Annotated in this window: 24 protein-coding genes; 13 read left to right on the forward strand and 11 right to left on the reverse strand. The window is 60.3% G+C overall.

From position 1 onward, the window contains the following. The first annotated feature begins 9 nt into the window (after positions 1-9). From ACSBQQ_RS19720 to ACSBQQ_RS19740, 5 genes are all read left to right on the forward strand, one after another. Positions 10-366, forward strand: coding sequence for a phage terminase small subunit P27 family (locus ACSBQQ_RS19720; RefSeq protein ID WP_122019561.1), 357 nt, complete (start codon positions 10-12; stop codon positions 364-366). Further along, positions 350-2,011 (forward strand): terminase large subunit, encoded by a 1,662-nt coding sequence (locus tag ACSBQQ_RS19725; RefSeq protein WP_435013469.1) that lies wholly within the window; start codon positions 350-352, stop codon positions 2,009-2,011. The genes ACSBQQ_RS19720 and ACSBQQ_RS19725 overlap by 17 nt, the downstream gene beginning before the upstream one ends. A gap of 124 nt (positions 2,012-2,135) precedes the next feature. After that, positions 2,136-2,636, forward strand: coding sequence for a tail assembly protein (locus ACSBQQ_RS19730; RefSeq protein ID WP_435013471.1), 501 nt, complete (start codon positions 2,136-2,138; stop codon positions 2,634-2,636). Positions 2,637-2,648: 12 nt separating this feature from the next. After that, a complete protein-coding gene (locus ACSBQQ_RS19735; protein ID WP_435013472.1) occupies positions 2,649-3,248 on the forward strand; it encodes a tail assembly protein in 600 nt (199 codons plus the stop codon). Continuing rightward, positions 3,248-3,445 (forward strand): hypothetical protein, encoded by a 198-nt coding sequence (locus ACSBQQ_RS19740; RefSeq protein WP_122019555.1) that lies wholly within the window; start codon positions 3,248-3,250, stop codon positions 3,443-3,445. Before ACSBQQ_RS19735 ends, ACSBQQ_RS19740 begins: the two co-directional genes overlap by 1 nt. A gap of 149 nt (positions 3,446-3,594) precedes the next feature. On the opposite strand, the gene fis is transcribed toward ACSBQQ_RS19740, so the two are convergent. The 11 genes from fis to acuI form a co-directional block, all read right to left on the reverse strand. Beyond that, the gene (gene fis, locus ACSBQQ_RS19745) at positions 3,595-3,891 is read right to left on the reverse strand and encodes a DNA-binding transcriptional regulator Fis (RefSeq protein ID WP_000462905.1); all 297 of its coding nucleotides are present in this window, start codon (positions 3,889-3,891) and stop codon (positions 3,595-3,597) included. Beyond that, a complete protein-coding gene (gene dusB / locus ACSBQQ_RS19750) occupies positions 3,873-4,877 on the reverse strand; it encodes a tRNA dihydrouridine synthase DusB (RefSeq protein ID WP_004936856.1) in 1,005 nt (334 codons plus the stop codon). Before dusB ends, fis begins: the two co-directional genes overlap by 19 nt. 393 nt (positions 4,878-5,270) lie before the next feature. Beyond that, positions 5,271-6,152, reverse strand: a complete 882-nt coding sequence (prmA, locus tag ACSBQQ_RS19755) for a 50S ribosomal protein L11 methyltransferase (RefSeq protein ID WP_033648970.1) — start codon at positions 6,150-6,152, stop codon at positions 5,271-5,273. A gap of 11 nt (positions 6,153-6,163) precedes the next feature. Further along, positions 6,164-7,609, reverse strand: coding sequence for a sodium/pantothenate symporter (panF, locus tag ACSBQQ_RS19760; RefSeq protein ID WP_033636180.1), 1,446 nt, complete (start codon positions 7,607-7,609; stop codon positions 6,164-6,166). Beyond that, positions 7,599-7,841 (reverse strand): YhdT family protein, encoded by a 243-nt coding sequence (locus ACSBQQ_RS19765; RefSeq protein WP_033636179.1) that lies wholly within the window; start codon positions 7,839-7,841, stop codon positions 7,599-7,601. Before ACSBQQ_RS19765 ends, panF begins: the two co-directional genes overlap by 11 nt. A 151-nt stretch (positions 7,842-7,992) precedes the next feature. After that, a complete protein-coding gene (gene accC, locus ACSBQQ_RS19770) occupies positions 7,993-9,342 on the reverse strand; it encodes an acetyl-CoA carboxylase biotin carboxylase subunit (protein WP_004936886.1) in 1,350 nt (449 codons plus the stop codon). 12 nt (positions 9,343-9,354) lie between these two features. Continuing rightward, the gene (accB, locus tag ACSBQQ_RS19775; RefSeq protein ID WP_033636178.1) at positions 9,355-9,822 is read right to left on the reverse strand and encodes an acetyl-CoA carboxylase biotin carboxyl carrier protein; all 468 of its coding nucleotides are present in this window, start codon (positions 9,820-9,822) and stop codon (positions 9,355-9,357) included. 32 nt (positions 9,823-9,854) lie between these two features. Further along, positions 9,855-10,307, reverse strand: coding sequence for a type II 3-dehydroquinate dehydratase (gene aroQ, locus ACSBQQ_RS19780; RefSeq protein ID WP_004936891.1), 453 nt, complete (start codon positions 10,305-10,307; stop codon positions 9,855-9,857). Positions 10,308-10,594: 287 nt separating this feature from the next. Beyond that, positions 10,595-11,194 (reverse strand): protein-methionine-sulfoxide reductase heme-binding subunit MsrQ, encoded by a 600-nt coding sequence (gene msrQ / locus ACSBQQ_RS19785; protein ID WP_033648971.1) that lies wholly within the window; start codon positions 11,192-11,194, stop codon positions 10,595-10,597. Continuing rightward, positions 11,195-12,196: a protein-methionine-sulfoxide reductase catalytic subunit MsrP gene (gene msrP, locus ACSBQQ_RS19790; protein WP_033648972.1), complete on the reverse strand. Its 1,002-nt coding sequence runs from the start codon at positions 12,194-12,196 to the stop codon at positions 11,195-11,197. A 156-nt stretch (positions 12,197-12,352) separates the two neighbouring features. Further along, positions 12,353-13,330, reverse strand: coding sequence for an acrylyl-CoA reductase (NADPH) (gene acuI, locus ACSBQQ_RS19795; RefSeq protein WP_033648973.1), 978 nt, complete (start codon positions 13,328-13,330; stop codon positions 12,353-12,355). 204 nt (positions 13,331-13,534) lie between these two features. Here acuI and csrD point away from each other — a divergent pair, with 204 nt between their 5' ends. The 8 genes from csrD to nit1 all read left to right on the forward strand — a co-directional run bounded on the left by csrD (position 13,535) and on the right by nit1 (position 25,382). Continuing rightward, complete coding sequence (csrD, locus tag ACSBQQ_RS19800; RefSeq protein WP_033636174.1) at positions 13,535-15,469, forward strand: RNase E specificity factor CsrD; 1,935 nt, start codon at positions 13,535-13,537, stop codon at positions 15,467-15,469. Positions 15,470-15,882: 413 nt separating this feature from the next. Further along, the gene (gene mreB / locus ACSBQQ_RS19805; RefSeq protein ID WP_003855260.1) at positions 15,883-16,926 is read left to right on the forward strand and encodes a rod shape-determining protein MreB; all 1,044 of its coding nucleotides are present in this window, start codon (positions 15,883-15,885) and stop codon (positions 16,924-16,926) included. A 94-nt stretch (positions 16,927-17,020) separates the two neighbouring features. Next, positions 17,021-18,046: a rod shape-determining protein MreC gene (gene mreC, locus ACSBQQ_RS19810; RefSeq protein ID WP_033636173.1), complete on the forward strand. Its 1,026-nt coding sequence runs from the start codon at positions 17,021-17,023 to the stop codon at positions 18,044-18,046. Next, complete coding sequence (gene mreD, locus ACSBQQ_RS19815; RefSeq protein WP_004936918.1) at positions 18,043-18,531, forward strand: rod shape-determining protein MreD; 489 nt, start codon at positions 18,043-18,045, stop codon at positions 18,529-18,531. The genes mreC and mreD overlap by 4 nt, the downstream gene beginning before the upstream one ends. Before the next feature lie 10 nt (positions 18,532-18,541). After that, positions 18,542-19,126 carry a Maf family protein gene (locus ACSBQQ_RS19820; protein ID WP_043148080.1) on the forward strand — a complete coding sequence of 195 codons (585 nt, stop codon included), beginning with the start codon at positions 18,542-18,544 and terminating at the stop codon, positions 19,124-19,126. A gap of 38 nt (positions 19,127-19,164) precedes the next feature. Continuing rightward, positions 19,165-20,634, forward strand: a complete 1,470-nt coding sequence (rng, locus tag ACSBQQ_RS19825) for a ribonuclease G (protein ID WP_016930237.1) — start codon at positions 19,165-19,167, stop codon at positions 20,632-20,634. Between the two features lie 87 nt (positions 20,635-20,721). Next, positions 20,722-24,525: an AsmA2 domain-containing protein YhdP gene (gene yhdP / locus ACSBQQ_RS19830; protein ID WP_033648976.1), complete on the forward strand. Its 3,804-nt coding sequence runs from the start codon at positions 20,722-20,724 to the stop codon at positions 24,523-24,525. Continuing rightward, the gene (nit1, locus tag ACSBQQ_RS19835) at positions 24,522-25,382 is read left to right on the forward strand and encodes a deaminated glutathione amidase (protein WP_033636170.1); all 861 of its coding nucleotides are present in this window, start codon (positions 24,522-24,524) and stop codon (positions 25,380-25,382) included. The genes yhdP and nit1 overlap by 4 nt, the downstream gene beginning before the upstream one ends. Positions 25,383-25,388 lie beyond the last annotated feature (6 nt).

The raw sequence follows: 25,388 nt of genomic DNA on the forward strand, positions 1-25,388 counted from the left end.
GAGTAAGTTATGGCAAGACCACCGAAAGCCCCCAGTTATCTGGATGAAATCGCCAGCCAGCAATGGAAAGCCCGCGCCAAACAGTTGGCCGAACGGGACGACCTGACCCCGGCGGATTGGGGCAACCTCGAATTATTTTGCGTCAACTATTCCATGTACCGCCGCGCCGTTGCCGACCTGGCCGAGCGCGGGTTCAGCATTGTGAACAGCCAGGGCGGGGAAAGTCGCAATCCGTCGCTGAGCGCCAAGGCTGACGCCGAGAAAATCATGATCAAAATGTCGGCCCTGCTGGGCTTTGACCCCGTATCCCGCCGCCGCAACCCGGTGGAAACTGACGAGGAAGACGAACTTGACCGCCTGGCATGAGTACGCAGAAGCGATAAAAAGCGGTGAAATCCCGGCGTGTAAGCGGCTAAAACAGGCGGTGAACCGGTATTTTTCCGACCTTAACGACCCGCTTTATGTGTTCGATACGGCGGTGGTAGAGCGCTTTATCGCTTTTTCTCGCCTCTGTCCGCACGTCAAAGGCCCCCTGCGCGGCCAGCCTATCGCGCTGGAGCCGTGGCAGCAGTTCGCCTTTGCTAACCTGCTGGGATTCAAGGTGGTGGCAACCGGCCGCCGCAAATACCGCAGCGCCTACATTCAGGTACCGCGCAAGAACGCCAAATCGACGGTGGCCGCGATGTTGGCTAACTGGTTCCTGGTGATGGAGCACGGCCAGCAGGATATTTACACCGCCGCAGTGAGTCGCGATCAGGCCCGTATCGTGTTCGACGATGCCCGCCAGATGTGCCTGCTGTCCAAACCGCTGCGTAAGCGCCTGGCAATCCAGCAGCATAAGCTGGTTTACGCCAAATCCAACAGCCTGTTAAAGCCGCTGGCGGCCAAGGCGGCGACAATTGAAGGAACTAACCCCAGCCTGGCGATAGTCGATGAATATCACCTCCACCCGGATAACGGCGTGTATTCCGCGCTTGAGCTGGGTATGGGCGCACGGCCCGAAGGTGTGTTGTTCGCCATTACCACCGCCGGCAGCAACATCGTATCGGCCTGCAAGCAGCATTATGATTATTGTTGCCAAATCCTCGCCGGTGAAGAAGAGAATGCGTCGCTGTTTGCGCTGATCTACGAGCTGGACGACGAGAAGGAAGTGGACGAGCCGAGCCAGTGGGCCAAGGCTAACCCCAACCTGCATATTTCCGTCGATGCCGCCGCGTTGGCCGATACCATTCAGAAGGCCCGTGGCATCCCTTCGCAGTGGGTAGAGATGCTGACCAAGCGCTTTAACATCTGGTGCCAGGGGGAAACACCGTGGATGGGGGAAGGTGCCTGGAAAGCCTGCAAGGCGGAATACACGGAATCCGACCTCGAAGGGCTGGCCTGTTATGCCGGGCTGGATTTGTCCTCCACCAGTGATATTACCAGCGTGTGCTACACCTTCCCGATTGAGCGCGGTGTGCGCCTGCTGACGCGCCACTATATCCCCGAAGCCCAATTGCATAACCCCGCCAACAAAAACCGCGCCTTGTACCGCCAGTGGGTAAAACAGGGCTGGCTGCGTACCACGCCGGGCGATTGCATCGACTATGACCGTATCCGCGATGATGTGCTTGCCGATACCGAGCGTTTCAGTATCGAGCTGGTGGGCTTTGACACCTGGAATGCCACACACCTGCGCACCCAGTTACAGGGGGCAGGCCTCGATGTGGAGCCGTTCCCGCAAACCTTTATGAAGTTCAGCCCGGTAGCGAAATCGGCGGAAGTGTTCGTTAACCGCAAGGTGATTGAGCACAACGGCGATCCGGTGCTGGCCTGGGCGATGGCTAACGTGGTGATGGAAACCGACGCCAACGCCAACATCAAGCCGAACAAGAAGAAGGCCGCCAACAAGATAGACCCGGCAATCGCCTTCCTCATGAGCTTTGGTACTTATCAGCTCCAGCATGAAGAATTTGCGTTCGACATGAGCGACGAGCAGCAACAGCGCCTTGCGGCGTTCGACGGTATTTAACGGAGGATTTATGGCTTTTATTGAGGTTCCACTGAGAACAGTACGCTTCCACGGCCCGATGGTAGACATCTTTGGGCCGAAGTTTGAGTATCGCGCCCATAACGTGCCAAAGGCGCTCGAGGCGATGAAAAATCTGTTGGACGGCTTTGAGCGCTACATGCTGGAGGCTCACAAGCGGGGGCTGACCTTTGCCGTCTTTGTGGGTAAACGCAACGTTGGCCAGGACGAGCTGGAGCTGACGAAAGGCACGGAAGATATTCATCTGGTGCCGGTGATTATCGGCAGTAAACGCGCAGGCTTGTTCCAGACCGTGCTGGGCGTTGCCTTGATTGGTGCCGCCATAGCGTTTTCACCTGCTGGGCTTGGTGTGTTTTCGGCAACGGGTGGGTGGACTTCTATGGCTTATGCAGGTGCAGCAATGTCCCTTGGTGGTGTGGTTCAAATGCTCTCCCCACAAATGGGTGGCCTACGTATGCGCCAAGACCAGGACAACAAGCCGAGCTATGCCTTTGGCGGGCCAGTGAACACGACCGCGCAGGGTAATCCTGTCGGCGTGCTGTACGGCACACGCGAAATCGGCGGGGCGATCATCTCCGCAGGGATTTACACCGAAGATCAGCAATAGCAGGTGAACATGATGCAACTGACTGAAAATAAATACAGAACCATCCGCGTTTATGGGCCGTTGCGCCAGTTCATCAAGGACAACCGCAAAGGGGTAATCAAGCTGTGCGTGAACACGCCGCAGGAGGCGATTAAGGCGCTGTGTACCGTGCTGCCTGGCTTTGAAACTTTCATGCAGACCAGCAAGCGCCGGGGGCTAACCTTTGCGATTTTCAACGGTAAGCGCAACATAGATCGCGACGAGCTGAATTTTAGCGGTGTGGAAGAGATCAAAATCGTTCCGGTTATCATCGGCAGCAAAAAGGCCGGTATGTTCCAGACCATCCTCGGCGCGGTGCTGGTGGTTGCTGGGGCCCTTCTATGGGCTACGCCAATGGGCGCGCCGCTCGTTGCATCTGGTGCGGGTATGGTGCTGGGGGGCGTTGTTCAAATGCTGTCGCCCATGCAGGGCGGATTAGCACGGCGCGAAGACCCAGACAACAAACCTTCTTACGCATTCGGCGGCCCGGTGAACACCATCGCCCAGGGAAACCCGATTCCGATTGGCTACGGTAAACGGCGGATCGGCGGCGCAATCATTTCAGCGGGCATCTACTCGGAGGATCAACAGTAATGAGCGCCCGTTTGAAATCATCGGTAATTGTTGCTGCTGTGGAAGAAATTGCCCGGCAGCAGGGCCACAATGTTAATGGGCAGGATCGTTTGCTTATTCGCACCCGTGTATCCGCGACCCTGGCGGCGAAGGAGAGGCACAGACGACGCATGAACGCACCGGCTTACGAATGGAAGAAGCCGACACCGCATAGATAATGAGACGCCACCCATAAAGCATCAGCATTGTTCTGATGCTTTTTTATTTGTTCGCTTGAAACTGTATAAACATTTGTATAAACACAAAAGAAAAAGGCGCTTATCAAAATAGATAAAGCGCCTTTTATCAACACGTTAACTGACTAGTATCAGTTCATGCCGTATTTTTTCAGCTTCTTGCGCAGCGTGCCGCGGTTGATGCCCATCATCAGGGCTGCGCGGGTCTGGTTGCCACGGGTGTATTGCATCACCATGTCCAACAGTGGCTGTTCAACTTCAGCCAGTACCAGCTCATACAGGTCATTTACGTCTTGACCGTTCAGTTGAGCAAAATAGTTCTTCAGTGCTTGTTTAACCGAGTCACGCAGAGGCTTTTGAGTCACCTGATCTTGTGAGTTAACGGTAGAAACGGTCAGTACGTCAGAATTTACGCGTTGTTCGAACATAGTTCTGTCAGCTCTTTTTTTACGCTAAGATTTTCGAAATATGCCTCCAACGCCTCCAGCTGTTCGCTGGCATCCTCTATGGCGTTGAATGTGCGCCGAAACTGGTCATTCGGAGCGTGTTCCTGGAGATACCAGGACACGTGCTTACGAGCAATCCGGAATCCCTTGCCTTGGCCATAGAAGCCGTGCAATTCCCGAATGTGCCCAATCAACAAGCGCTTCACCTCGCCAAGCGGCAGCGGCGGCAGCAACTCCCCAGTGTCCAGATAATGCTGGATTTCCCGGAAGATCCAGGGTCTCCCCTGAGCAGCGCGGCCTATCATCAGGGCATCGGCCCCGGTGTAGTCGAGCACTGCTCTGGCTTTATGCGGGTCAGTAATATCCCCATTCGCGATAATCGGAATGGAAACACTCTGCTTAACTGCCCGAATGCTGTCGTATTCCGCGTCGCCGTTAAACAGACAGGCGCGGGTTCGGCCGTGAATCGTCAGGGCCTGAATACCACAGTCTTCGGCCAGTTGGGCAATCTCTACACAGTTACGATGCTCTGGCGCCCAGCCGGTGCGAATCTTCAGCGTTACCGGCACATCCACCGCGTCAACCACCGCGTGGAGGATCCGTTTAACCAGATCCGGGTACTGCAACAAGGCGGACCCGGCAAGCTTCCGGTTCACTTTTTTGGCCGGGCATCCCATATTGATGTCGATGATCTGCGCGCCGCTGGCCACGTTGATACGCGCGGCGGCGGCCATATCATCAGGATCGCATCCGGCAATCTGCACGGAGCGGATCCCTGGTTCATCGCTATGCACCATACGCAGACGCGACTTATCCGTCCGCCACACCTCCGGGTTGGAGGAGAGCATCTCGGATACAGCCATCCCAGCACCCATTGCATGACAGAGGGTTCTGAACGGGCGATCTGTAATACCGGCCATCGGGGCCGCAATCAGGCAATTAGTAAGCTGGTGGTGTCCAATGCGCATAGACAAAGAGTGACCATACTGTGTCCGCAAGGGCGCGTATATTACGCATTTTTGCGCCGAGATGAAAGGCCAAACTTTAACCAATTGGCGCGATATTAGGGCAAAAAATGCGCTGCGCAGTGATTCATAAAAATATTGTATATATTTTACAATGAGTTGACGAAAAGTGCTTATTTTGTGTGCGGTAAAATATTCGCCTTTGCGCAGAATATTATCTGCATTCACCCGCGTTTTTTGCCGGGATAGCCTGCCTGGAAGGCGCATTGTCAGGGCGATCCGTCGTTGAACGGCGAAAAATTGCATAAAATTTTGTCTCGCCCGCGGGCCGATCGCCAGGCAAAAAAAATCCACCGGCGCAGGGCCGGTGGATGAGGGAGCAATAGACCGTGACGCTTACTTGCGGCGGCCGGTGATGCGGCACCACTCTTCACGCTCGGCGGCCGGGTCGAGCGTGAACTTCTCTTCGTAGGCTTGCGCAACGCTGCTCGCCTGACTGGCCAGCACGCCGGACAGCCCCAGATGGCCGCCGGCCTTCGGCAGGCAACCGATCAGCGGCGCCAGCTCGCGCAGCGGGCCGGCGAGGATGTTGGCGACCACCACGTCCGCCAGCAGGTCCGCCGGCTGGTCTTTCGGCAGATACAGCTCCAGACGCTCTGAAACGCCGTTACGCTGCGCGTTGTCGCGGCTGGCCTGAATGGCCTGGGGATCGATGTCGATGCCGATAGCGCGCGCCGCACCCAGCTTCAGCGCGGCGATTGCCAGGATGCCGGAACCGCAACCGAAGTCGATGACGGTTTTGCCGGCCAGATCGAGGCCGTCCAGCCACTGCAGGCACAGCGCGGTGGTCGGGTGGGTGCCGGTGCCGAACGCCAGGCCCGGATCGAGCATCACGTTGACCGCATCGGGATCCGGCACGTCGCGCCAGCTCGGGCAGATCCACAAACGCTCGCCGAAGCGCATCGGGTGGAAGTTATCCATCCATTCGCGCTCCCAGTCCTTATCTTCCAGCTGCTCTATCTTGTGGCGGAAACCGGCGCCCAGCAGCGGGTGCTGTTCCAGCATCGCCACCACCTCGGCCATATCGGTTTCCGCGTCGTACAGGCCGATCACGTCGGTATCGCCCCACAGCAGGGTTTCACCCGGCAAGGGTTCGAACACCGGGTTGTCGTGGGTGTCCTGGAAGGTCACCGACACGGCGCCGCTTTCCACCAGCGCGTCGCTCAGGTCTTCCGCCTGGCTGCCGGTGGTGTTCAGTTTGAGTTGGATCCAAGGCATAGCAATTCTCTTCAAGAGGGTAATGATGACGCCGTCCGGCGCTTTTCGCCGACGACGTTACCGAGATAAAACGCCAACAGGCTGAGCAACAGCGAAGGCACGATAGGGTGCAGCCCCGCCGGCTGCAGGTTGAAGCTGGCCAATAGCGTATAGCATACCGCACCCGACACCATTGAGCTAAGCGCTCCCTGAGCATTGGCGCGTTCCCAGTACAGGCCCAGCACCAGCGGCCACAGGAACACCGCCTCCAGCCCGCCGAAAGCCAGCAGGTTGAGCCAGATGATCATCTCCGGCGGCCGCCAGGCCGCCAACAGCACCAACAGGCCGAGGATCAGCGTGGTCAGGCTGGAGAAGCGCTTGATCAGCCGCTCGTTGTGGATCTGCTGTGGGCGTACGCCAAGGTAGAGATCCTTGATGATGGTGGCGGAGGATTGCAGCAGTTGGGCGTTGATGGTCGACATGATCGCCGCCATCGGCGCCGCCAAGAAAATCCCGGCGGCGTACGGCGGCAGCACGGTGATCATCAGCGTCGGGATCACCTGATCGGGGATCTTGAGATCCGGCAACACCGCGCGGCCGAGCGCGCCGGCCAGGTGCATGCCGAACATCAGCACCGCCACCACCACTGTGCCGAGCAGAATGCCGCGGTGCACCGCCTTGCTGTCCTTGTAGGAGATACAGCGCACGGCGGTGTGCGGCAGGCCGATCACCCCGAAGCACACCAGGATCCAGAACGACGCCATAAACGGCAGGCTGAGGATCTGATCGCCGCCCTGCGGCGACACCAGCGCCGGATCGATCTGCTGCAGTTTGCTGACTGCGCTGTCCAGTCCGCCGGCGGCATGGATTACCGCCACCAGCAGCAGCACGGTGCCGAGCAGCATCACCAGCCCCTGCATGGCGTCGTTCAGCACGCTGGCGCGGAAGCCGCCGAAGGCGGTGTACAGTGCGATGCTGATGCCGAAGATCAGCAGGCCGGTGTCGTAAGGAATGCCGGCGGCGGTTTCCAGCAGGCGTGCGCCGCCGATAAACTGCACCGTCATGGCACCGAGGAACGCCACCAGCAGGCTGAGGCTGGCCAGCCACACCAGCAGGCGGCTTTGGTAGCGGCCATACAGCATGTCATTGAGGGTGATAGCGTTGTAGCGCCGCGCCAGGATGGCGAATTTCTTGCCCAGCACGCCGAGCGACAGCCACACCGCCGGCAGCTGGATCATCGCCAGCAGCACCCAGCCCAGGCCGTATTTGTAGGCGGCGCCGGGGCCGCCGATAAACGAACTGGCGCTGATGTAGGTGGCGGTCAGGGTCATCGCCAGCACAAAGCCGCCCATCGAGCGGTTGCCGAGGAAATATTCGCTGAGGAAATTTCCATTCTGACGGCGGCGATAGGCGTATACCGACAGGCCGAATACCAGCAGCAGGTAGGCGACCAGCGGCAGGATCACTTCAGTTTGCATCGCTGTCCTCCAGCGAAATGTCGCGGAACACCGTGCGCACCATCAGCCAGCACAGGCCGATGAACAGCAGCGGCACCAGCAGGCAGGCCATTTCGAACCAGTGCGGCAGGCCGGTGACGCCGACGGCGCTGTCCGGCAGATAGGCCGCCAGCCCCCAGGCCAGCAGGTAGAGCAGCGTCAGCCCCAGCGCCCAGCGCGCTTCGCGGTGCGCCTGAATAAAGCGTTTGTCCATCCGTGTCTCCCATAGGTTTACGGTGATGGATTCATCAAAGGTAGGGAATTTTACGGCATGACGGCGTTTTGCCAAGCCGTTACTGGCGGCAACGCCAAAGAAAAAGGCCGGTGATTAACCGGCCTTTCGTCAGACGATGCTGCGTGCTGCCTTAGGTTTCCTGCAGACCCAGCTTCTTCTCCAGATAGTGGATGTTGGTGCCACCGTGCTGGAAGTTTTCGTCGTTCATGATCTTCTGCTGCAGCTCAACGTTGGTTTTGATGCCGTCGATGATCAGTTCAGCCAGGGCGTTTTTCATGCGGGCAATCGCCACGTCACGGTTTTCGCCGAAGGTGATCAGTTTGCCGATCATGGAGTCATAGTACGGCGGTACGGTATAACCGGCGTAGATATGAGATTCCCAACGCACGCCGAAACCGCCTGGCGCGTGGAAGCGGGTGATCTTGCCCGGGCTCGGCAGGAAGGTGTTCGGATCTTCGGCGTTGATGCGGCATTCTACCGCGTGGCCGTGGATCTTCACTTCTTCCTGTTTGATCGACAGCGGCTGACCGGCAGCGATGCGCAGCTGCTCTTTGATCAGATCCACGCCGGTGATCATTTCGGTAACCGGGTGCTCTACCTGAATACGGGTGTTCATTTCGATGAAATAGAACTCGCCGTTTTCATACAGGAACTCGAAGGTGCCCGCGCCGCGGTAGCCGATTTCCACGCAGGCTTTCGAGCAGCGCTCGCCGATGTAACGGCGCATTTCGCTGGTGATGCCCGGCGCCGGCGCTTCTTCGACCACTTTCTGGTGGCGGCGCTGCATGGAGCAGTCGCGCTCGGCCAGATAGATGGCGTTGCCCTGGCCGTCGGCCAATACCTGAATCTCGATGTGGCGCGGATTCTCCAGGTATTTTTCCATGTACACCATGTCGTTGTTGAAAGCCGCTTTGGCTTCCGCTTTCGTCATGTTGATGGACTGCTCAAGGTCTTTGTCGCTGCGCACCACGCGCATGCCGCGACCGCCGCCGCCGCCGGAGGCCTTGATGATCACCGGATAACCGATGCGCTTGGCGAAGGCACGGTTTTTATCCATGTCGTCGGTCAGCGGGCCGTCGGAGCCAGGTACGCACGGCACGCCGGCTTTCTTCATGGCGTTGATCGCGGAAACCTTGTCGCCCATCAGGCGGATGGTCTCGGCTTTAGGGCCGATGAAGATGAAGCCGGAGCGTTCAACCTGCTCGGCGAAGTCGGCGTTCTCGGACAGGAAGCCGTAGCCCGGGTGGATCGCCACCGCGCCGGTGATTTCCGCCGCCGAGATGATGGCCGGGATGTTCAGGTAGCTTTTTACCGATGGCGCAGGACCGATGCAGACGGTCTCGTCGGCCAGCAGCACGTGTTTCAGATCGCGGTCGGCCGCGGAGTGAACCGCAACGGTCTTGATGCCCAGTTCTTTACAGGCACGCAGGATGCGAAGCGCGATCTCGCCGCGGTTGGCGATAACAATTTTATCAAGCATGGGGGCGCCTCGTTATTCGATGACGACCAGCGGCTCGTCATATTCGACCGGCTGGCCGTTTTCCACCAGGATGGCTTTCACGACGCCGGACTTGTCCGCTTCGATCTGGTTCATCATTTTCATGGCTTCAACGATGCACAGGGTATCGCCGGCGTTCACTTTCTGGCCCACTTCAACGAAGGCTTTCGCGTCCGGGCTTGGGGTGCGGTAGAAGGTGCCTACCATTGGGGAACGAACGACGTGGCCACTCACGGCCGCCGGTGCTGCAGGGGTTTCTGCCGCAGGCGCGGTGGCAACGGCGTTAGCCAGGGCTGGCTGCTGCTGTGCCGGCATCGCGTAGGCCTGCTGCATGACGGGATAAGCCTGCGCCGGTGCGGCACGGCTGATGCGAACCGATTCTTCGCCTTCAGAGATTTCCAGTTCAGAAATGCCTGATTCTTCAACCAGTTCGATCAGTTTCTTGATTTTACGAATATCCATGAGTGTGATTCCGTACTCTTTTTGTGGAGCAATTAGTGGGTTTTCGACAGACGGTTAACCGCTGCCTGTAAAGCGAAAGCGTAGCCATCCGCGCCGAGGCCGCAAATCACGCCTACCGCTACGTCCGAGAGATAAGAGTGATGGCGGAAAGGTTCGCGGGCGTGCACGTTGGACAGGTGGATCTCGATGAACGGGATCTGCACCGCCAGCAACGCATCGCGCAACGCCACGCTGGTGTGCGTGAACGCCGCCGGATTTATCAGAATGAAATCGGTGTTGCCGCGCGCCTGATGGATGCGATCGATCAGCTGATGCTCGGCGTTGGACTGCAGATGGCTCAGGGTAATATCCAATGCGGATGCCTGGTTTTCCAATCCGTTAACAATCTCTGTCAGCGTCGTGCTGCCGTACTTCTCCGGCTCACGCGTCCCCAGCAGATTGAGATTGGGGCCGTTCAGAAGCAAAATGTGAAACTTATCCGCCATTGTGCTGGTATCTCCGGCAATAAAACCATCATCGTAGAAAATAACCCGATGTTATCGATTTGTCACCTGTTAAGGGGCAAATTCACCCTGAGAACAGAAACAAGGTCGGGCATTATAACGATATCGTAGCAATTCGCAGCTAAATACTGGTCTTATCAGCGAAGATATTCAACCCCAAATCGACGAACTCGGGGATCCGTGACAGGAATATGAGCGCTGGAACACAGAAAAAGTTCCCGCCGGCGGCGCGCGTTTTTCCGTACCAATAACGCGCGCCGCCGCGTAGTTCAGCGCCACCAGGCGCGGAATTTCTTGTAACGCAGGCCCAACAGCGCCACCGCCAGCAGCGCGTAGATGAACGGCTGGGGGGAAAACGTTTTGACCGACCACAGGTAGTGGATGGGGGCGAGGATCGCCGCCAGATAGACGAAGTTGTGCAACAGTTGCCATTTGGCGCCCAGTTTGCGCATCGCCCACAGCGTCGAGGTGGCCGCCAGCGCCAGCAGGATCAGCCAGGTGAGGATGCCGAGCGTCAGATAAGGGCGGTTCACCAGCTCGCTGCCCAGCAGGCCGAGGTTGCTTAGCCCCAGTTCCAGCGTGGAGTAGCTTATCAGGTGCAGCGTGCCCCAGGCAAAGCACCACAGCCCCACCAGGCGGCGGCAGCGGATCAGCAGCGGCTGGCGGGTGTAGCGCGCCAGCGGGGCGATAGCCAGCGTGGCCAGCAGCAGTTTCAGCGTCATCCTGCCGGTAAAATGCTGGATGTCCTTGGACGGATCGGCGCTGAACCAGCCTTGATCCACCGCCAGCACCAGCCAGAGAAAGGGCAGAAACGCCGCCAGATGCAGGGCGGCTTTCAGCCATTTGATATGAACAGGCGTCAGGCGCACTTAGAAATTCTCCCGCAGATCCATGCCGCGATACAGCGACGCCACCTGGTCAGCATAGCCGTTGAACAGCAGCGTCGGTTGGCGTTTGACGTCGAGAATGCCGCCGGAGCCGATGAAACGCTCGGTGGCCTGCGACCAGCGCGGATGATCGACGTGCGGATTCACGTTGGCGTAAAAACCGTACTCGTTCGGTGCGGATTGGTTCCAGGTGGTCGGCGGCCGATCGCGCACCAAACGGATATGCACGATCGATTTGATGCCTTTGAAGCCGTATTTCCACGGCGTGATCAGCCGCAGCGGCGCGCCGTTTTGCGGCGGCAGGGTTTTGCCGTACACGCCGACGGTCAGCAGCGCCAGCGGATGCATCGCCTCGTCGAGCCGCAGCCCTTCGACGTAGGGGTATTTCAGGCCGCCGCCGATAAAGCGATCTTTCTGGCCGGGCATCTGCTCCGGATCGTACAGCGTCTGGAAGGCCACGTAGCGCGCGTTGCCGTTCGGCTCGGCCAGCTTGAGAAGCTTGCCCAGCTCGAAACCGATCCACGGCACCACCATCGACCAGGCCTCGACGCAGCGCATGCGGTAAATGCGCTGTTCCAGCGGGAAACGCTTCATCAGATCGTCGATATCCAGCGTTATCGGCTTCGCCACTTCGCCGTCGATGCGCACTTTCCAGCCTTCGGTTTTCAGCCCGCCGGCGTTGGCGGCCGGATCGGCCTTGTCGAGGCCGAACTCATAGAAGTTGTTGTAGCCGGTGACCTTGTCTTCCGGCGTCATCGCCAGCTGCGCCTGCCAGGCGGCCGGTTTGCTGAATTCCAGCGCTTTGCCCGGCGGTGCCTTGGGGCGATCGTTGCCCTTGAACCACGACAGCAGGTCCGCCTGTGCGCCAGTGGGCAGCGCCAGCGAAGCGGCGGTGATACCGAGCGCCTGCAGCACCTTGCGCCGCTGGTGGAATACGCTCTCCGGCGTGACGTCGGCCTCGGTCAATTTCGGGTGTTTGTTCATGCTTATGTTCTCCGCGACTGATTCCCGCCGTTCGCGAGCGGCTGACGGGTCTTCATGAAATAAGCATGGCGCTAAAGGCGGCCGGAAGCGAGGGGACGCGGGAAAATATGAAATTTCGCAGAAGCGGGCGCTCCCCCCGTCGCCGGGGGGAGAAGGTCAGCGGATTTTCACCAGGGTGCGGCCGGTGATTTGGTTGTTCAACAGCGCGGCAGCGGTGGCCGGCGCCTGCTCGAGGGAGATTTCGTGCGTGGCCTGCTGATAGAAGCTGTCCGGCAGAATGCCGGCCAGCCGTTCCCAGGCGGTTTGGCGGCGGTGCAGCGGCGTATGCACCGAATCCACGCCCTGCAGGCGCACGTTGCGCAGAATGAACGGCATCACGGTGGTCGGCAGCTGATAACCGCCCGCCAGGCCGCAGGCGGCGACGGTGCCGTTATAGTTCATCTGCGCCAGCACCCGCGCCAGCAGTTTGTCGCCGACGGTGTCCACCGCGCCGGCCCACAGCTGTTTCTCCAGCGGGCGCGGCGTGTCGATATAGCCATCGCGCGGCATCACCTCTTTGGCGCCGAGCGCTTTCAGGTAGTCGGTATTGCTGTCGCGGCCGCTGATGGCGGTCACCCGGTAACCCAGCGCCGCCAGCAGGGCGATGGCGGTGCTGCCCACGCCACCGCTGGCGCCGGTGACCAGGATATCGCCGTCGTCAGGGTGCACGCCGCCTTCCTCCAGCGCCATCACGCACAGCATGGCGGTAAAGCCGGCGGTGCCGATGATCATCGCCTTGCGCTCATCCAGGCCGTTCGGCAGCGGCACCAGCCACTCACCGGAGACGCGCGCCTGCTCGGCCAACCCGCCCCAGTGGTGTTCGCCCACGCCCCAGCCGGTGAGCACCACGCTTTGCCCCTCTTTGAAGCGATCGTCGCGGCTGTGGCGCACGGTGCCGGCGAAGTCGATGCCCGGCACCATCGGGAAGTTGCGCACGATCTTGCCTTTGCCGGTGATCGCCAGCGCGTCCTTGTAGTTCAGGCTGGACCAGTTGATGTCGACGGTGACATCGCCTTCCGGCAACCGATCGCTGTCGATATCTTTGATATGAGCCAGAGTTTGGTCGTCTTGTTGTTCCAATAACAGTGCACGCATGTCACTCTTCCTCTCGTTTACACTTTTCTATCAATGGCTGAATCACAGTTATTTGACTATATGCATAATAAGCGGCCCAAGTCCTGATAAAGGACAAAAATGGCGCTTGCAGGTTTAATTCCTCGGCAAGGCTTGTTAGGGTTGGACGGCCCCTTTTAGCTAAAGGGTGAACACTCACTTAACCATAGCGGACAAGGCACAGGGATGCGATTTACCACCAAACTCTCTGCATTGATCACTCTGTTGGTCGCGCTGGCGATGTTTTTGATGCTGATGGGATGCTCATACAGCTTCTTTTACGTTACCCAGGATCGCCAGGAGCGCCGCTTGGATTCGCTGGTCACCACTCTCGATCAAGCCATGCTGAGCGAGCCGCCGCAGGAGCAGGAAAAATGGTTGCCGATCGTCATGCGCACGCTCGGCATCGTGTCGATCCGCATAGAGGCCGGTAGCAGCCAACTGCTCGACTATCAATTGCCCACGCAGGAAAAAGAGCACTGGGATGCGCTGAACGGCTATCGTCAGGTCTCGCGTCCCCTGTTGCAGCATCCGGGCAGCACGCTGCACATCACCTACCGCGACCCCTTCGCCAGCGACGTGCGCACGCTGCAATCCACCGCCGCCGTCACGCTGTCGATCGTCGTGATGGTGGTGGTTTTGCTGTTCAGCCTGCGCTGGCTGCGTGAGCAGGCCGACGGCGAAGATCGTCTGGAACGCCGCGCACGGCGCATTCTGAACGGCGAACGCGAAAACGTCATGCAGGGCGACGTGCGTGAGTGGCCGGCCAATGTCAGCGGCGCGCTCGACCGCCTGCTGGCCGATCTGGCGGAAGCGCGGGAAGAGCGCAGCCGGGTCGATACGCTGATCCGCGCCTTTGCCGCGCAGGACGCCAAAACCGGGCTGAATAATCGCCTGTTCTTCGATAACCAGTTGACCACTCAGCTGGAAGACGAAGGCTCGCACGGCATCGTGATGATGGTGCGGCTGCCCGATTTCGAGACCCTGCGCGAGACGCACGGCAGCGTGGCGGTGCAGGAGCTGATGTATTCGCTGGTCAATCTGCTGTCTACCTTCGTGATGCGCTATCCGTCGGCGCTGCTGGCGCGCTACTTCCACAGCGATTTTACCGTGTTGTTGCCGCATCGAACCCTGAAGGAGGCCGACGGCATCGCCTCACAGCTGGTCAACGCCATCGATGCCTTGCCTTCCACGGCGCTGATCGACCGCGAGGCCTTCCTGCACATCGGCATCGTGGCGTACCGCAGCGGTCAAACCACCGAGCAGGTGATCGATTATGCGGAGCAGGCGACGCGCCACGCTACGCTGCAGGGCGAAAACGGGTGGTATGTGTACGACAGCCAGGTGCCGGAAAAGGGGCGCGGCAGCGTCAAATGGCGCACGCTGCTGGAACAGGTGCTGGCGCGCGGCGGCCCGCGGCTGTATCAGAAACCGGCGGTGACCGTGGGGGGCGAGGTGCACCATCGCGAGATCATGAGCCGGATCTATGACGGCACCCAGGAATTGCTGCCGGCGGAATATATGCCGCTGGTGCAGCAGCTCGGGCTGGCGGAAAGTTACGATCGCCAACAGGTGAGCCGCATCATTCCCTTGTTGACGCAGTGGCCCGAGGAAACGCTGGCGTTTCCGCTGTGCGTGGACTCGATTTTGCAGCGCTCTTTCCAGCGCTGGCTGCGTGATACATTGCTGCAGTGCGAAAAAAGTCAACGTCGGCGAATTCTGATTGAACTTGCGGAGGCAGATGTGTGTCAACATATCGACCGTTTGCGTCCGGTGCTGAGGCTGTTGTCAGGGCTGGGCTGCCGCCTCGCGGTGTCCAAAGCGGGTTTAACCGTGGTCAGTACGTCCTATATCAAGTCGCTGCAGGTGGAGATCGTCAAGCTCCACCCGGGATTGGTGCGGAGCATCGATAAGCGGGACGAAAACCAGCTGTTCGTGCAGAGCCTGACCGGCGCCTGCGCGGGCACGCGCGCGCAGGTGTTCGCCGCCGGCGTACGCACGCGCAACGAGTGGCAGACGCTGAAAGAGCGAGGGATCCACGGCGGGCAGGGCGACTTTTTCGCGCCGCCGGAACCGATCGACGCGGGGCGTAAAAAATATTCACGTCGTTATCGCGTTTAAGCTGATTGCCGGACAAAAATTGACGTAGAATGAGCGCCGGATCCATCTGGGCCATGTCACCCGTCATTTTGGAGTTTTCTCCAATCTGCCTGCGACAACGACGCCTATTTGAGATAGGCTCTTGTCAGCTTTTATCTGGTTGGCGTTGGTAGGTGCTTACCATCGGCGGCAATCAGGGAATATGTTAGATTTTATGAGCTGTGTTACGCCGTTTCGTGCGTTGACAGGGTGGTAAACTGAGCCTTTGTTCAGGGAATTCAGGCCTCATCCAATTTCCGTGCATTCGAGCAGAAACAATACAGACTATTTTTCACCGAAGTAGAACGTTTTTGCGCCTTGTCGCTGCTTCGTGTGGTTGGTAAAGTAGGCGGATTTTATTTTCCGCCCCCAGCTTGCAGGATTATCCTTTCGTTATGTTTAAGAAATTTCGTGGCATGTTTTCCAACGACTTGTCCATCGACTTGGGTACCGCCAATACCCTGATTTATGTTAAAGGGCAAGGCATCGTACTGAATGAACCTTCGGTGGTTGCCATTCGTCAGGATCGTGCCGGCTCCCCAAAGAGCGTCGCGGCCGTCGGTCATGACGCCAAACAGATGCTGGGCCGCACCCCCGGCAACATCGCGGCTATTCGCCCGATGAAAGACGGCGTGATCGCCGATTTCTTCGTGACCGAAAAAATGCTGCAGCACTTTATCAAACAGGTTCACAGCAACAGTTTCATGCGCCCAAGCCCGCGCGTGCTGGTCTGTGTGCCGGTCGGCGCGACCCAGGTTGAACGCCGCGCTATCCGCGAGTCCGCCCAAGGGGCCGGCGCGCGTGAAGTGTTCCTGATTGAAGAGCCGATGGCGGCGGCGATCGGCGCTGGTCTGCCGGTCTCCGAAGCGACCGGTTCCATGGTGGTGGATATCGGTGGCGGTACCACTGAAGTGGCGGTGATCTCGCTGAACGGCGTGGTGTACTCCTCTTCCGTACGCATCGGCGGCGACCGTTTCGATGAAGCCATCATCAATTATGTGCGCCGCAACTACGGCTCGCTGATCGGCGAAGCGACCGCCGAGCGCATCAAGCACGAAATCGGTTCTGCCTATCCGGGCGATGAAGTGCGCGAAATCGAAGTCCGCGGCCGTAACCTGGCCGAAGGCGTACCGCGCGGCTTTACCCTGAACTCCAATGAAATCCTCGAAGCCCTGCAAGAGCCGCTGACCGGCATCGTCAGCGCGGTGATGGTTGCGCTGGAGCAGTGCCCGCCAGAATTGGCCTCCGACATTTCCGAACGCGGCATGGTATTGACCGGCGGCGGCGCGCTGCTGCGCAACCTCGATCGCCTGCTGATGGAAGAAACTGGCATCCCGGTCGTGGTGGCGGAAGATCCGCTGACCTGCGTGGCGCGCGGCGGCGGCAAGGCGTTGGAAATGATCGACATGCACGGCGGCGATTTGTTCAGCGAAGAATAGTCAGCCCCTGGAAGGAGGAATCGTATCGGATGAATGCGCACAGCGAGAATCGGGTACGGTTCCTCTTTCTGTTGTCGAGGAACTCGCATAATTTATGAAGCCGATTTTTAGCAGGGGGCCTTCCCTGCAACTGCGACTTTTTTTGGCGGTGATTGCGGCCATTGGCCTGATCGTTGCCGACAGCCGGCTCGGCACGTTCGTGAAGATACGCAACTACATGGACACCGCAGTCAGCCCTTTCTATTTTCTGGCCAATGGGCCGCGTAAAGTTTTGGACAGCGTGTCAGAAACGCTGGCCACCCGCCAACAGCTGGAGCTGGAAAACCGCGCTCTGCGGCAGGAACTGCTGCTGAAAAACAGCGATATTCTTCTTCTTGGCCAATTCAAGCAGGAAAATGCCCGCTTGCGCGAGCTGCTGGGTTCTCCGCTGCGCCAGGACGAACACAAGATGGTCACCCAGGTGATCTCCACCGGCTCCGATCCTTACAGCGATCAGGTGGTGATCGACAAAGGGTCGGACAACGGCGTCTATGAAGGCCAGCCGGTGATCAGCGACAAGGGCGTGGTCGGCCAGGTGGTGGCGGTGGCGAAAGTCACCAGCCGCGTGCTGCTGATCTGCGACGCCTCGCACGCGCTGCCGATCCAGGTGCTGCGCAACGACATTCGGGTGATCGCCGCGGGCAGCGGCTGCGCCGACGATCTGCAGCTGGAGCACCTGCCGAACAACACCGACATCCGCGTTGGCGACGTGCTGGTCACCTCCGGCCTCGGCGGCCGCTTCCCGGAAGGCTATCCGGTGGCGGTGGTTTCCTCGGTCAAGGTCGATAACCAGCGCGCTTACACCGTGATTCAGGCGCGGCCGACCGCCGGTCTGCAGCGCTTGCGCTACCTGCTGCTGCTGTGGGGCGCCGATCGCAACGGCGACATGCCGCTGCCGCCGGACGAAGTGCACCGCGTGGCCAATGAACGCCTGATGCAGATGATGCCGCAGGTGCTGCCGCCTGCCGGCTCCGTCGGGCCGCAGCTGCCGGCTCCGGCCACCGGGGTGGCGCCGCAAACCGCGGCTCCGGCCTCTGTCCAGCCCCAAGCTCAGCCTGCCGCGGCGGGAGTGGTGCCATGAACAGCTACCGCAGCCACGGGCGCTGGATCATCTGGCTGTCGTTCCTGGTGGCGTTGGTGCTGCAAATCATGCCGTGGCCGGAGCAGATCTACATGTTCCGGCCCTCATGGCTGGTGCTGATCCTGATCTACTGGGTGATGGCCTTGCCGCACCGCGTCAACGTCGGCACCGGCTTCGTGCTGGGGTTGATCATGGATCTGATCCTCGGCTCTACGCTGGGCGTGCGCGCGCTGGCGCTGGGCATCATCGCCTATCTGGTGGCGTTCAAATTCCAACTGTTCCGCAATATGGCGCTGTGGCAACAGGCGCTGATCGTCGTGCTGCTGTCGCTGTCGATGGACGTGGTGGTGTTCTGGGCTGAGTTTTTAGTGATCAACGTCTCTTTCCGCCCAGAGGTGTTCTGGAGTAGTGTGGTAAACGGCATTTTGTGGCCGTGGTTATTCCTGTTGATGCGCAAAATCCGCCGTCAGTTCGCCGTACAGTAAGGGTATCTCAATGACTTCGCTTTATCTGGCCTCCGGCTCCCCACGTCGACGTGAACTGCTGACCCTGCTCGGCGTGTCGTTCGACATTTTGCTGACGCATACCGAAGAGCAGCGCCGGGAAGGCGAAGCCGCCGAAGCCTATGTGCGCCGCCTGGCGCAGGACAAGGCCAAAGCCGGCGTAGCGCTGGCGCAGGAAGATCGGCTGGTGCTGGGCGCCGACACCATCGTGGTGCTCAACGGCCGGGTGCTGGAGAAGCCGCGCGACGAAGCCCATGCGGCGGAAATGCTGGCGGCGCTGTCCGGCAAGCAGCATCAGGTGATGACGGCGGTGGCGATCGCCGATCGCCACGACGTGCGCTGCCAGCTGGTGGTGACCGACGTGACGTTCCGCAGCCTGTCACAACAGGATATCCGCGACTATATTGCTACGGGCGAACCGATGGATAAGGCGGGCGCCTATGGAATTCAAGGAAAGGGTGGTTGTTTCGTCAGAACGATAACCGGGAGTTATCACGCGGTGGTTGGTCTGCCGCTGGTCGAAACACATGAGCTGCTCAGTAATTTTGTCGCATTACGTGATGTAAGAACCGGTTGATGGGCGCTGCCATTATCGACCGGCTCTGAGGAGAAGGCATGACAGCTGAGCTACTGGTTAATATCACACCGTCTGAAACGCGGGTCGCCTATATCGATGGCGGCATTCTGCAAGAGATCCATATCGAACGCGAATCCAAACGCGGCATCGTCGGCAATATCTATAAAGGGCGCGTCAGCCGCGTCCTGCCGGGGATGCAGGCGGCGTTCGTCGACATCGGCCTGGACAAGGCCGCCTTCCTGCACGCCTCCGACATCATGCCGCATACCGAATGCGTCGCCGGCGACGAGCGGAAAAACTTCCACGTGCGCGACATCGCTGAGCTGGTGCGCCAGGGGCAAGACCTGATGGTGCAGGTGGTGAAAGATCCGCTCGGCACCAAGGGCGCGCGCCTGACCACCGACATCACGCTGCCTTCGCGCTATCTGGTCTTCATGCCGGGCGCGGCGCACGTCGGCGTTTCGCAGCGCATTGAAAGCGAAGCCGAGCGCGAGCGCCTGAAAGCCATCGTTGCGCCGCACTGCGACGAGCTGGGCGGTTTTATCATCCGCACCGCGGCGGAAGGCATCGGCGAGGAAGAGCTGGCGCAGGACGCCGCGTTCCTCAAACGCCTGTGGACCAAGGTGATGGAGCGCAAGAAGCGCAACCAGACCAAATACAAGCTGTACGGCGAGCTGGCGCTGGCGCAGCGCATCCTGCGCGATTTCGCCGGCGCGGCGTTGGATCGCATCCGCGTCGATTCGCGGCTGACGCACGATCTGCTGGTGGAGTTTACCGGCGAGTACATTCCGGACATCACCAACAAGCTCGAACTCTATACCGGCAGCCAGCCGATTTTCGATCTGTACGATGTGGAAAACGAGATCCAGCGCGCGCTGGAGCGCAAGGTGGAGCTGAAGTCCGGCGGCTATCTGATCATCGATCAGACCGAGGCGATGACCACCGTTGACATCAACACCGGCGCCTTCGTCGGCCACCGCAACCTCGACGAAACCATCTTCAATACCAACATCGAGGCGACGCAGGCCATCGCGCGCCAGCTGCGGCTGCGTAACCTGGGCGGCATCATCATCATCGACTTTATCGATATGAACAACGAAGAGCATCGCCGCCGGGTGCTGCACTCGCTGGAGCAGGCGTTGAGTAAAGATCGGGTAAAAACCACGATCAACGGCTTCTCTCAGCTAGGCTTAGTTGAAATGACGCGTAAACGCACGCGTGAAAGCATTGAACATGTGCTCTGTCACGATTGTCCTACTTGCAATGGGCGCGGCACCGTGAAAACGGTGGAAACCGTGTGCTACGAGATCTTGCGCGAGATTGTGCGCGTGCACCATGCTTACGATTCCGATCGCTTCCTGGTGTACGCCTCCGCGGCGGTCGGCGAAGCGTTGAAGAGCGAAGAGTCGCATGCGCTGGCCGAAGTGGAGATCTTCGTCGGCAAACAGGTGAAGGTGCAGATCGAACCGTTGTACAGCCAGGAGCAGTTCGACGTCGTCATGATGTAGCCCGTCCGACATCGTAAGGGCCCGGCATGCCGGGCCCGTCAGAGCATAGATATTCCCGTTGCCAGGCAGCGGAGCAAGGAGAACTGCGTGAGGCGACTGCCTGGGATTCTGTTAGCAACAGGCGCCACCCTAATCGTGATTGTGGCGCTGCTGATCAGCGGGCTGCGCCTGATGCTGCCGAAGCTGAACGACTATCGTCCCCAACTGCTGGCGCAGGTGGAGAAGCTGTCCGGCGTGCCCGTGCAGATGGATTTCCTGCAGGGCAGCTGGGAAACGTTCGGCCCACAGCTTGAAATGCGCAACCTGAGCGCCACGCTGCCCAAAAGCGATGTGCATATCGAACGCGTGACGCTGGCGCTGGACGTGTGGCAATCGCTGCTGCACTGGCGCTGGCAGTTCCGCGATCTGACCTTCTATCAATTCCGCCTCGATCTGAACGCCACGCTGGGCGGCGACCGGCAGGGCGAAGGCCTTGAGCCGGGCAAAATCGGCGATCTGATGCTGCGCCAGCTCGACCATTTCGATCTGCGCGACAGCCGTATCTCATTCCTGACGCCTGCCGGCGCGCGCGCCGAATTCGACATTCCCCAACTGACCTGGCTCAACGGCCGCGAGCGCCACCGCGCCGAGGGGCAGATCAGCCTGTCGACGCTGAACGGCCAGCACGGCGTGGTGCAGCTGCGCATGGACCTGCGCGATAATCAGGGCCTGTTGGACACCGGCACGGTCTACCTGCAGGCCGATAACATCGACATGAAACCCTGGTTTACCCGCTGGCTGCGCGCCAACACCGGGCTGGAAAGCGCCGACTTCAGCCTGGCGGCCTGGCTGCAGGTGCAGAACGGCGAGATTGCCGGCGGCCATGCTTTGCTCAAGCAGGGGGCGGCCAACTGGGATACCGGCGCCGCGCAGCACCGGCTGGACGTGGACAATCTGGCGCTGTCGCTGCGCCGCCAGGGCACCGGTTGGCAGCTCGACGTGCCGCAGCTGCGGTTGAGCACCGATGGCCAGGCCTGGCCGCAGGGCACGCTTTCTGCCCTGTGGCTGCCGGAAAACACCGAGTTCATGGGGCCGGCGCAGAATGAAGAGCTGCGGGTGCGTGCGACTAACCTTCAGCTGGAGCGCCTGTCGGCGCTGCTGCCGACCTTCTCGTTCCTCAGCCCGGACGTGCTCGATCGCTGGAACGATCTGCAGCCGCAGGGGACGATGGAGGCCCTGGCGCTGGACATCCCGCTGAAGCAGCCGGAAAAGAGCCGTTTCCAGGCGCTGTGGCGCGATGTCAGCTGGCAGCGTTGGGAGCTGCTGCCCGGCGTCAACCACTTCTCCGGCGCGTTGAGCGGCGGGGTGGAGAACGGCCGCCTGACGCTGGGGCTGGCAGGCAGCACCTTGCCTTACGGCGATATGTTCCGTGCGCCGCTTGAAATCAGCAGCGCGCGCGGCGCGCTGACCTGGCGTTACAACGATCAAGGCTGGGAGCTGGCGAGCCAGGGGCTGGACGTCAAGGCGAAGTCGCTGTGGGTCAACGGCGATTTCCGTTATCAGCAGCCGGCCAAGGGCGATCCGTGGCTGAATATCCTGGCGGGCATCCGCCTGTATGACGGCGCCGAGGCCTGGCGCTATTTCCCGGAACCGCTGATGGGCAAGCATCTGGTGGACTACCTGAGCGGCGCCATTCAGGGCGGCCAGGTGGATAACGCCACGCTGATTTATTCCGGCGATCCGCAGCACTTCCCGTACCGTAAAAACGAAGGGCAGTTCGAAGTCTTCGTGCCGCTGCGTCACGCCACTTTCCAGTTCCAACCGGGCTGGCCGGCGCTGACCGATTTGGCGATCGACCTCGACTTCGCTAACGAAGGATTGTGGATGCATGCGCCGCAAACCCGGCTGGGCAAGGTGGCGGGCAAAAATATCAGCGCGGTGATCCCCGATTACCTGAAAGAGCGGCTGCTGATCGACGCCGAAGTCGCGGGTGCGGGCAGCGACGTGCATGACTACTTCATGCAGACGCCGCTGCACGATTCGCTGGGGGCGGCGCTGGATCAGCTGCAGATTGGCGGTGATGTCAGTGGGCGCTTACATCTCGATATTCCCCTGGACGGCGAGCAGGTCAGAGCCACCGGTGAAGTGGCGCTGAACAACAACTCGTTGCTGATCAAGCCGCTGGACAGCGAACTGCAAAAGCTCAGCGGCAAGTTCCGCTTCGACAACGGCAACCTGCAGAGCGACCCCCTGTCGGCCACCTGGTTCGGGCAGCCGGTGGCGGTCAACTTCACCACTCAGGAAGGCGAGCGTGACTACAAGGTCAACGTCGGCCTGAAGGGCGACTGGCAGCCGGGCAAGTTCCCCGGCCTGCCGAAAGAGGCCGCCGATGCGCTCCGCGGCAGTGCGCCCTGGCAGAGCCAGGTGGCCATCACGCTGCCGCATCAGGGCTCGGCCAGCTACGATATCGGCCTTGACGCAGATCTGAAGAAAGTGAGCAGTCACTTACCTTCGCCGTTGGACAAGGCGCCGGGCGAAGCCTTGCCGGTGAACGTCAAGGTCAAAGGCGGTCTGAACGGCTTCATGTTGACCGGCAGTGCGGGCAAGCAGAACCGCTTCAACAGTGAATGGAGCTTCGACAAAAAACAGGTGAATCTGGCGCGCGCCGCCTGGCGAACCAACGGTGGCGGCACGCCACCGCTGCCGGCCGGCAAGTCGATGACGCTGAACCTGCCGGCGCTGGACGGCGAGCAATGGCTGGCGCTGCTGGCGCCGGCGCTGAAACAGGGCGGCGGCAGCGGTCAGGTGGGCGGTTTCAGCTTCCCCACCACCGTGGCGCTGACCACGCCGCAGCTGCTGTTGGGCGGCCAGGCTTGGCATAAGCTGACGCTGTCGGCCGAAAAACAGCTGGGCGCCACCGTGGTGAGCGCCAAGAGCGATGAAGTGGACGGCAGCCTGCGGGTGGCCGATCGCGGGCCGTGGCGCGCCGATATCAACTACCTGTACTACAACCCGCAGTTCGCCGAAACGAAAAGCGCGGCGGGTTCGCCGCCACCGCCGCCGGAGAAAGTCAGCTTCCGCGACTGGCCTTCGCTGATGCTGCGCTGCAAGTCGTGCTGGGTGCTGGGGCAGAACCTCGGCAAGGTCGAGGCGGATCTGAGCAATCGGGGCGATACTCTGACGCTGGATCACGGCCTGGTCGATACCGGCAAAGGGCGCATGAGCGCCACCGGTCTGTGGAAGCAGAACGCGCAGGAAGAGCGCAGCTCGCTGAAAGGCAAGCTGCTCGGCGGCAAGATCGATGAAACCGCCGCCTTCTTCGGCATCACCATCCCGCTGAAAGGCGCGCCTTACGACGTGGACTTCGATTTGTACTGGCGCGGCGCGCCGTGGCAGCCGCAGGTCAATACGCTGAGCGGTGCGCTGCAGGTCAAAATGGGCAAGGGAGAAATCGACAGCATGGGCGGCGGCCGCGCCGGCCAGCTGCTGCGACTGGTCAGCTTCGACGCCTTGCTGCGCAAGCTGCAGTTCGATTTCAGCGATACCTTCGGTAAAGGCTTCTACTTTGATTCCATCCGCAGCACCGCCTGGCTGAAAGATGGCATAATGCATACTGATAATCTATTGATCGACGGCCTGGCGGCGGATATCGCCATGAGTGGCCAGATCGATCTGGCGCGCCGCCGCATCGATATGGAAGCGGTGGTGGCGCCGGCGATTTCGGCGACGGTCGGCGTGGCCACTGCGTTTGTCGTTAACCCGATCGTCGGCGCGGCGGTGTTCGCCGCCTCGCAGGTGCTGGGGCCGCTGTGGAGCAAGATTTCGCTGATTCGTTACCATATCAGCGGCGATCTCGACCAGCCGAAGATCAATGAGGTACTTCGTAAGGCAAAGGAGGATAAGGCGTCATGAGGAATGCTAACGTTGCGTTGTTGCAGTTGTGCAGTGGCGATCAGGTGCGCGATAACCTGGCCCAGATTGAACAGCAGATCAAGCAGCTCAATGCCGGGGTAAAACTGGTCATGACGCCGGAGAACGCGCTGCTGTTCGCCAACTCCGCAGCCTATCGCCAACAGGCGGAAAAACAGGGCGATGGCCCGCTGCAGAACGCGGTGCGCGAACTGGCGCGCCGCTATGGCGTGTGGTTGCTGGTGGGCTCGATGCCCTTGATCAGCCGCGAAAACCCGGAGCTTATCACCACCAGCAGCCTGTTGTTCGACGATCAGGGCGAGATCCGCGCCCGCTACGACAAGCTGCACATGTTCGATGTGGACATCAACGACGCGCACGCCCACTACCGCGAGTCGGATACCTACCAGCACGGGCAGCATCTGACGGTGGTGGATACGCCGGTCGGGCGTTTGGGCATGACCATATGCTACGATCTGCGCTTCCCCGCGCTGTTCCAGGCGCTGCGGGCGCAGGGCGCTGAACTGATTTCGGTGCCGGCGGCCTTTACCCGGGTCACCGGTGAAGCGCATTGGGAAATCCTGCTGCGCGCCCGGGCGATCGAAAACCAGTGCATGATCCTGGCGCCGGCGCAGGTGGGGCGCCACGGGCCGACCCGCCGCACGTGGGGCCACACGCTGGCTGTCGACGGCTGGGGCAAGGTGCTGGCCGAGAACCCGGACGCCGTGGCGGCGCTGAAGGTGCGCGTGGACACCACAAGCCTGCAGCCCCTGCGGCAACAGATGCCGGTGCTGCAGCACAACCGATTCCAGACGTCGCTGACGGCGCCGTCTGACACGTTATCCTCCAATCAAGAGTGAAACCAT

The organism is Serratia sp. G204Y (assembly GCF_051172435.1).
Taxonomy (GTDB): domain Bacteria; phylum Pseudomonadota; class Gammaproteobacteria; order Enterobacterales; family Enterobacteriaceae; genus Serratia; species Serratia sarumanii.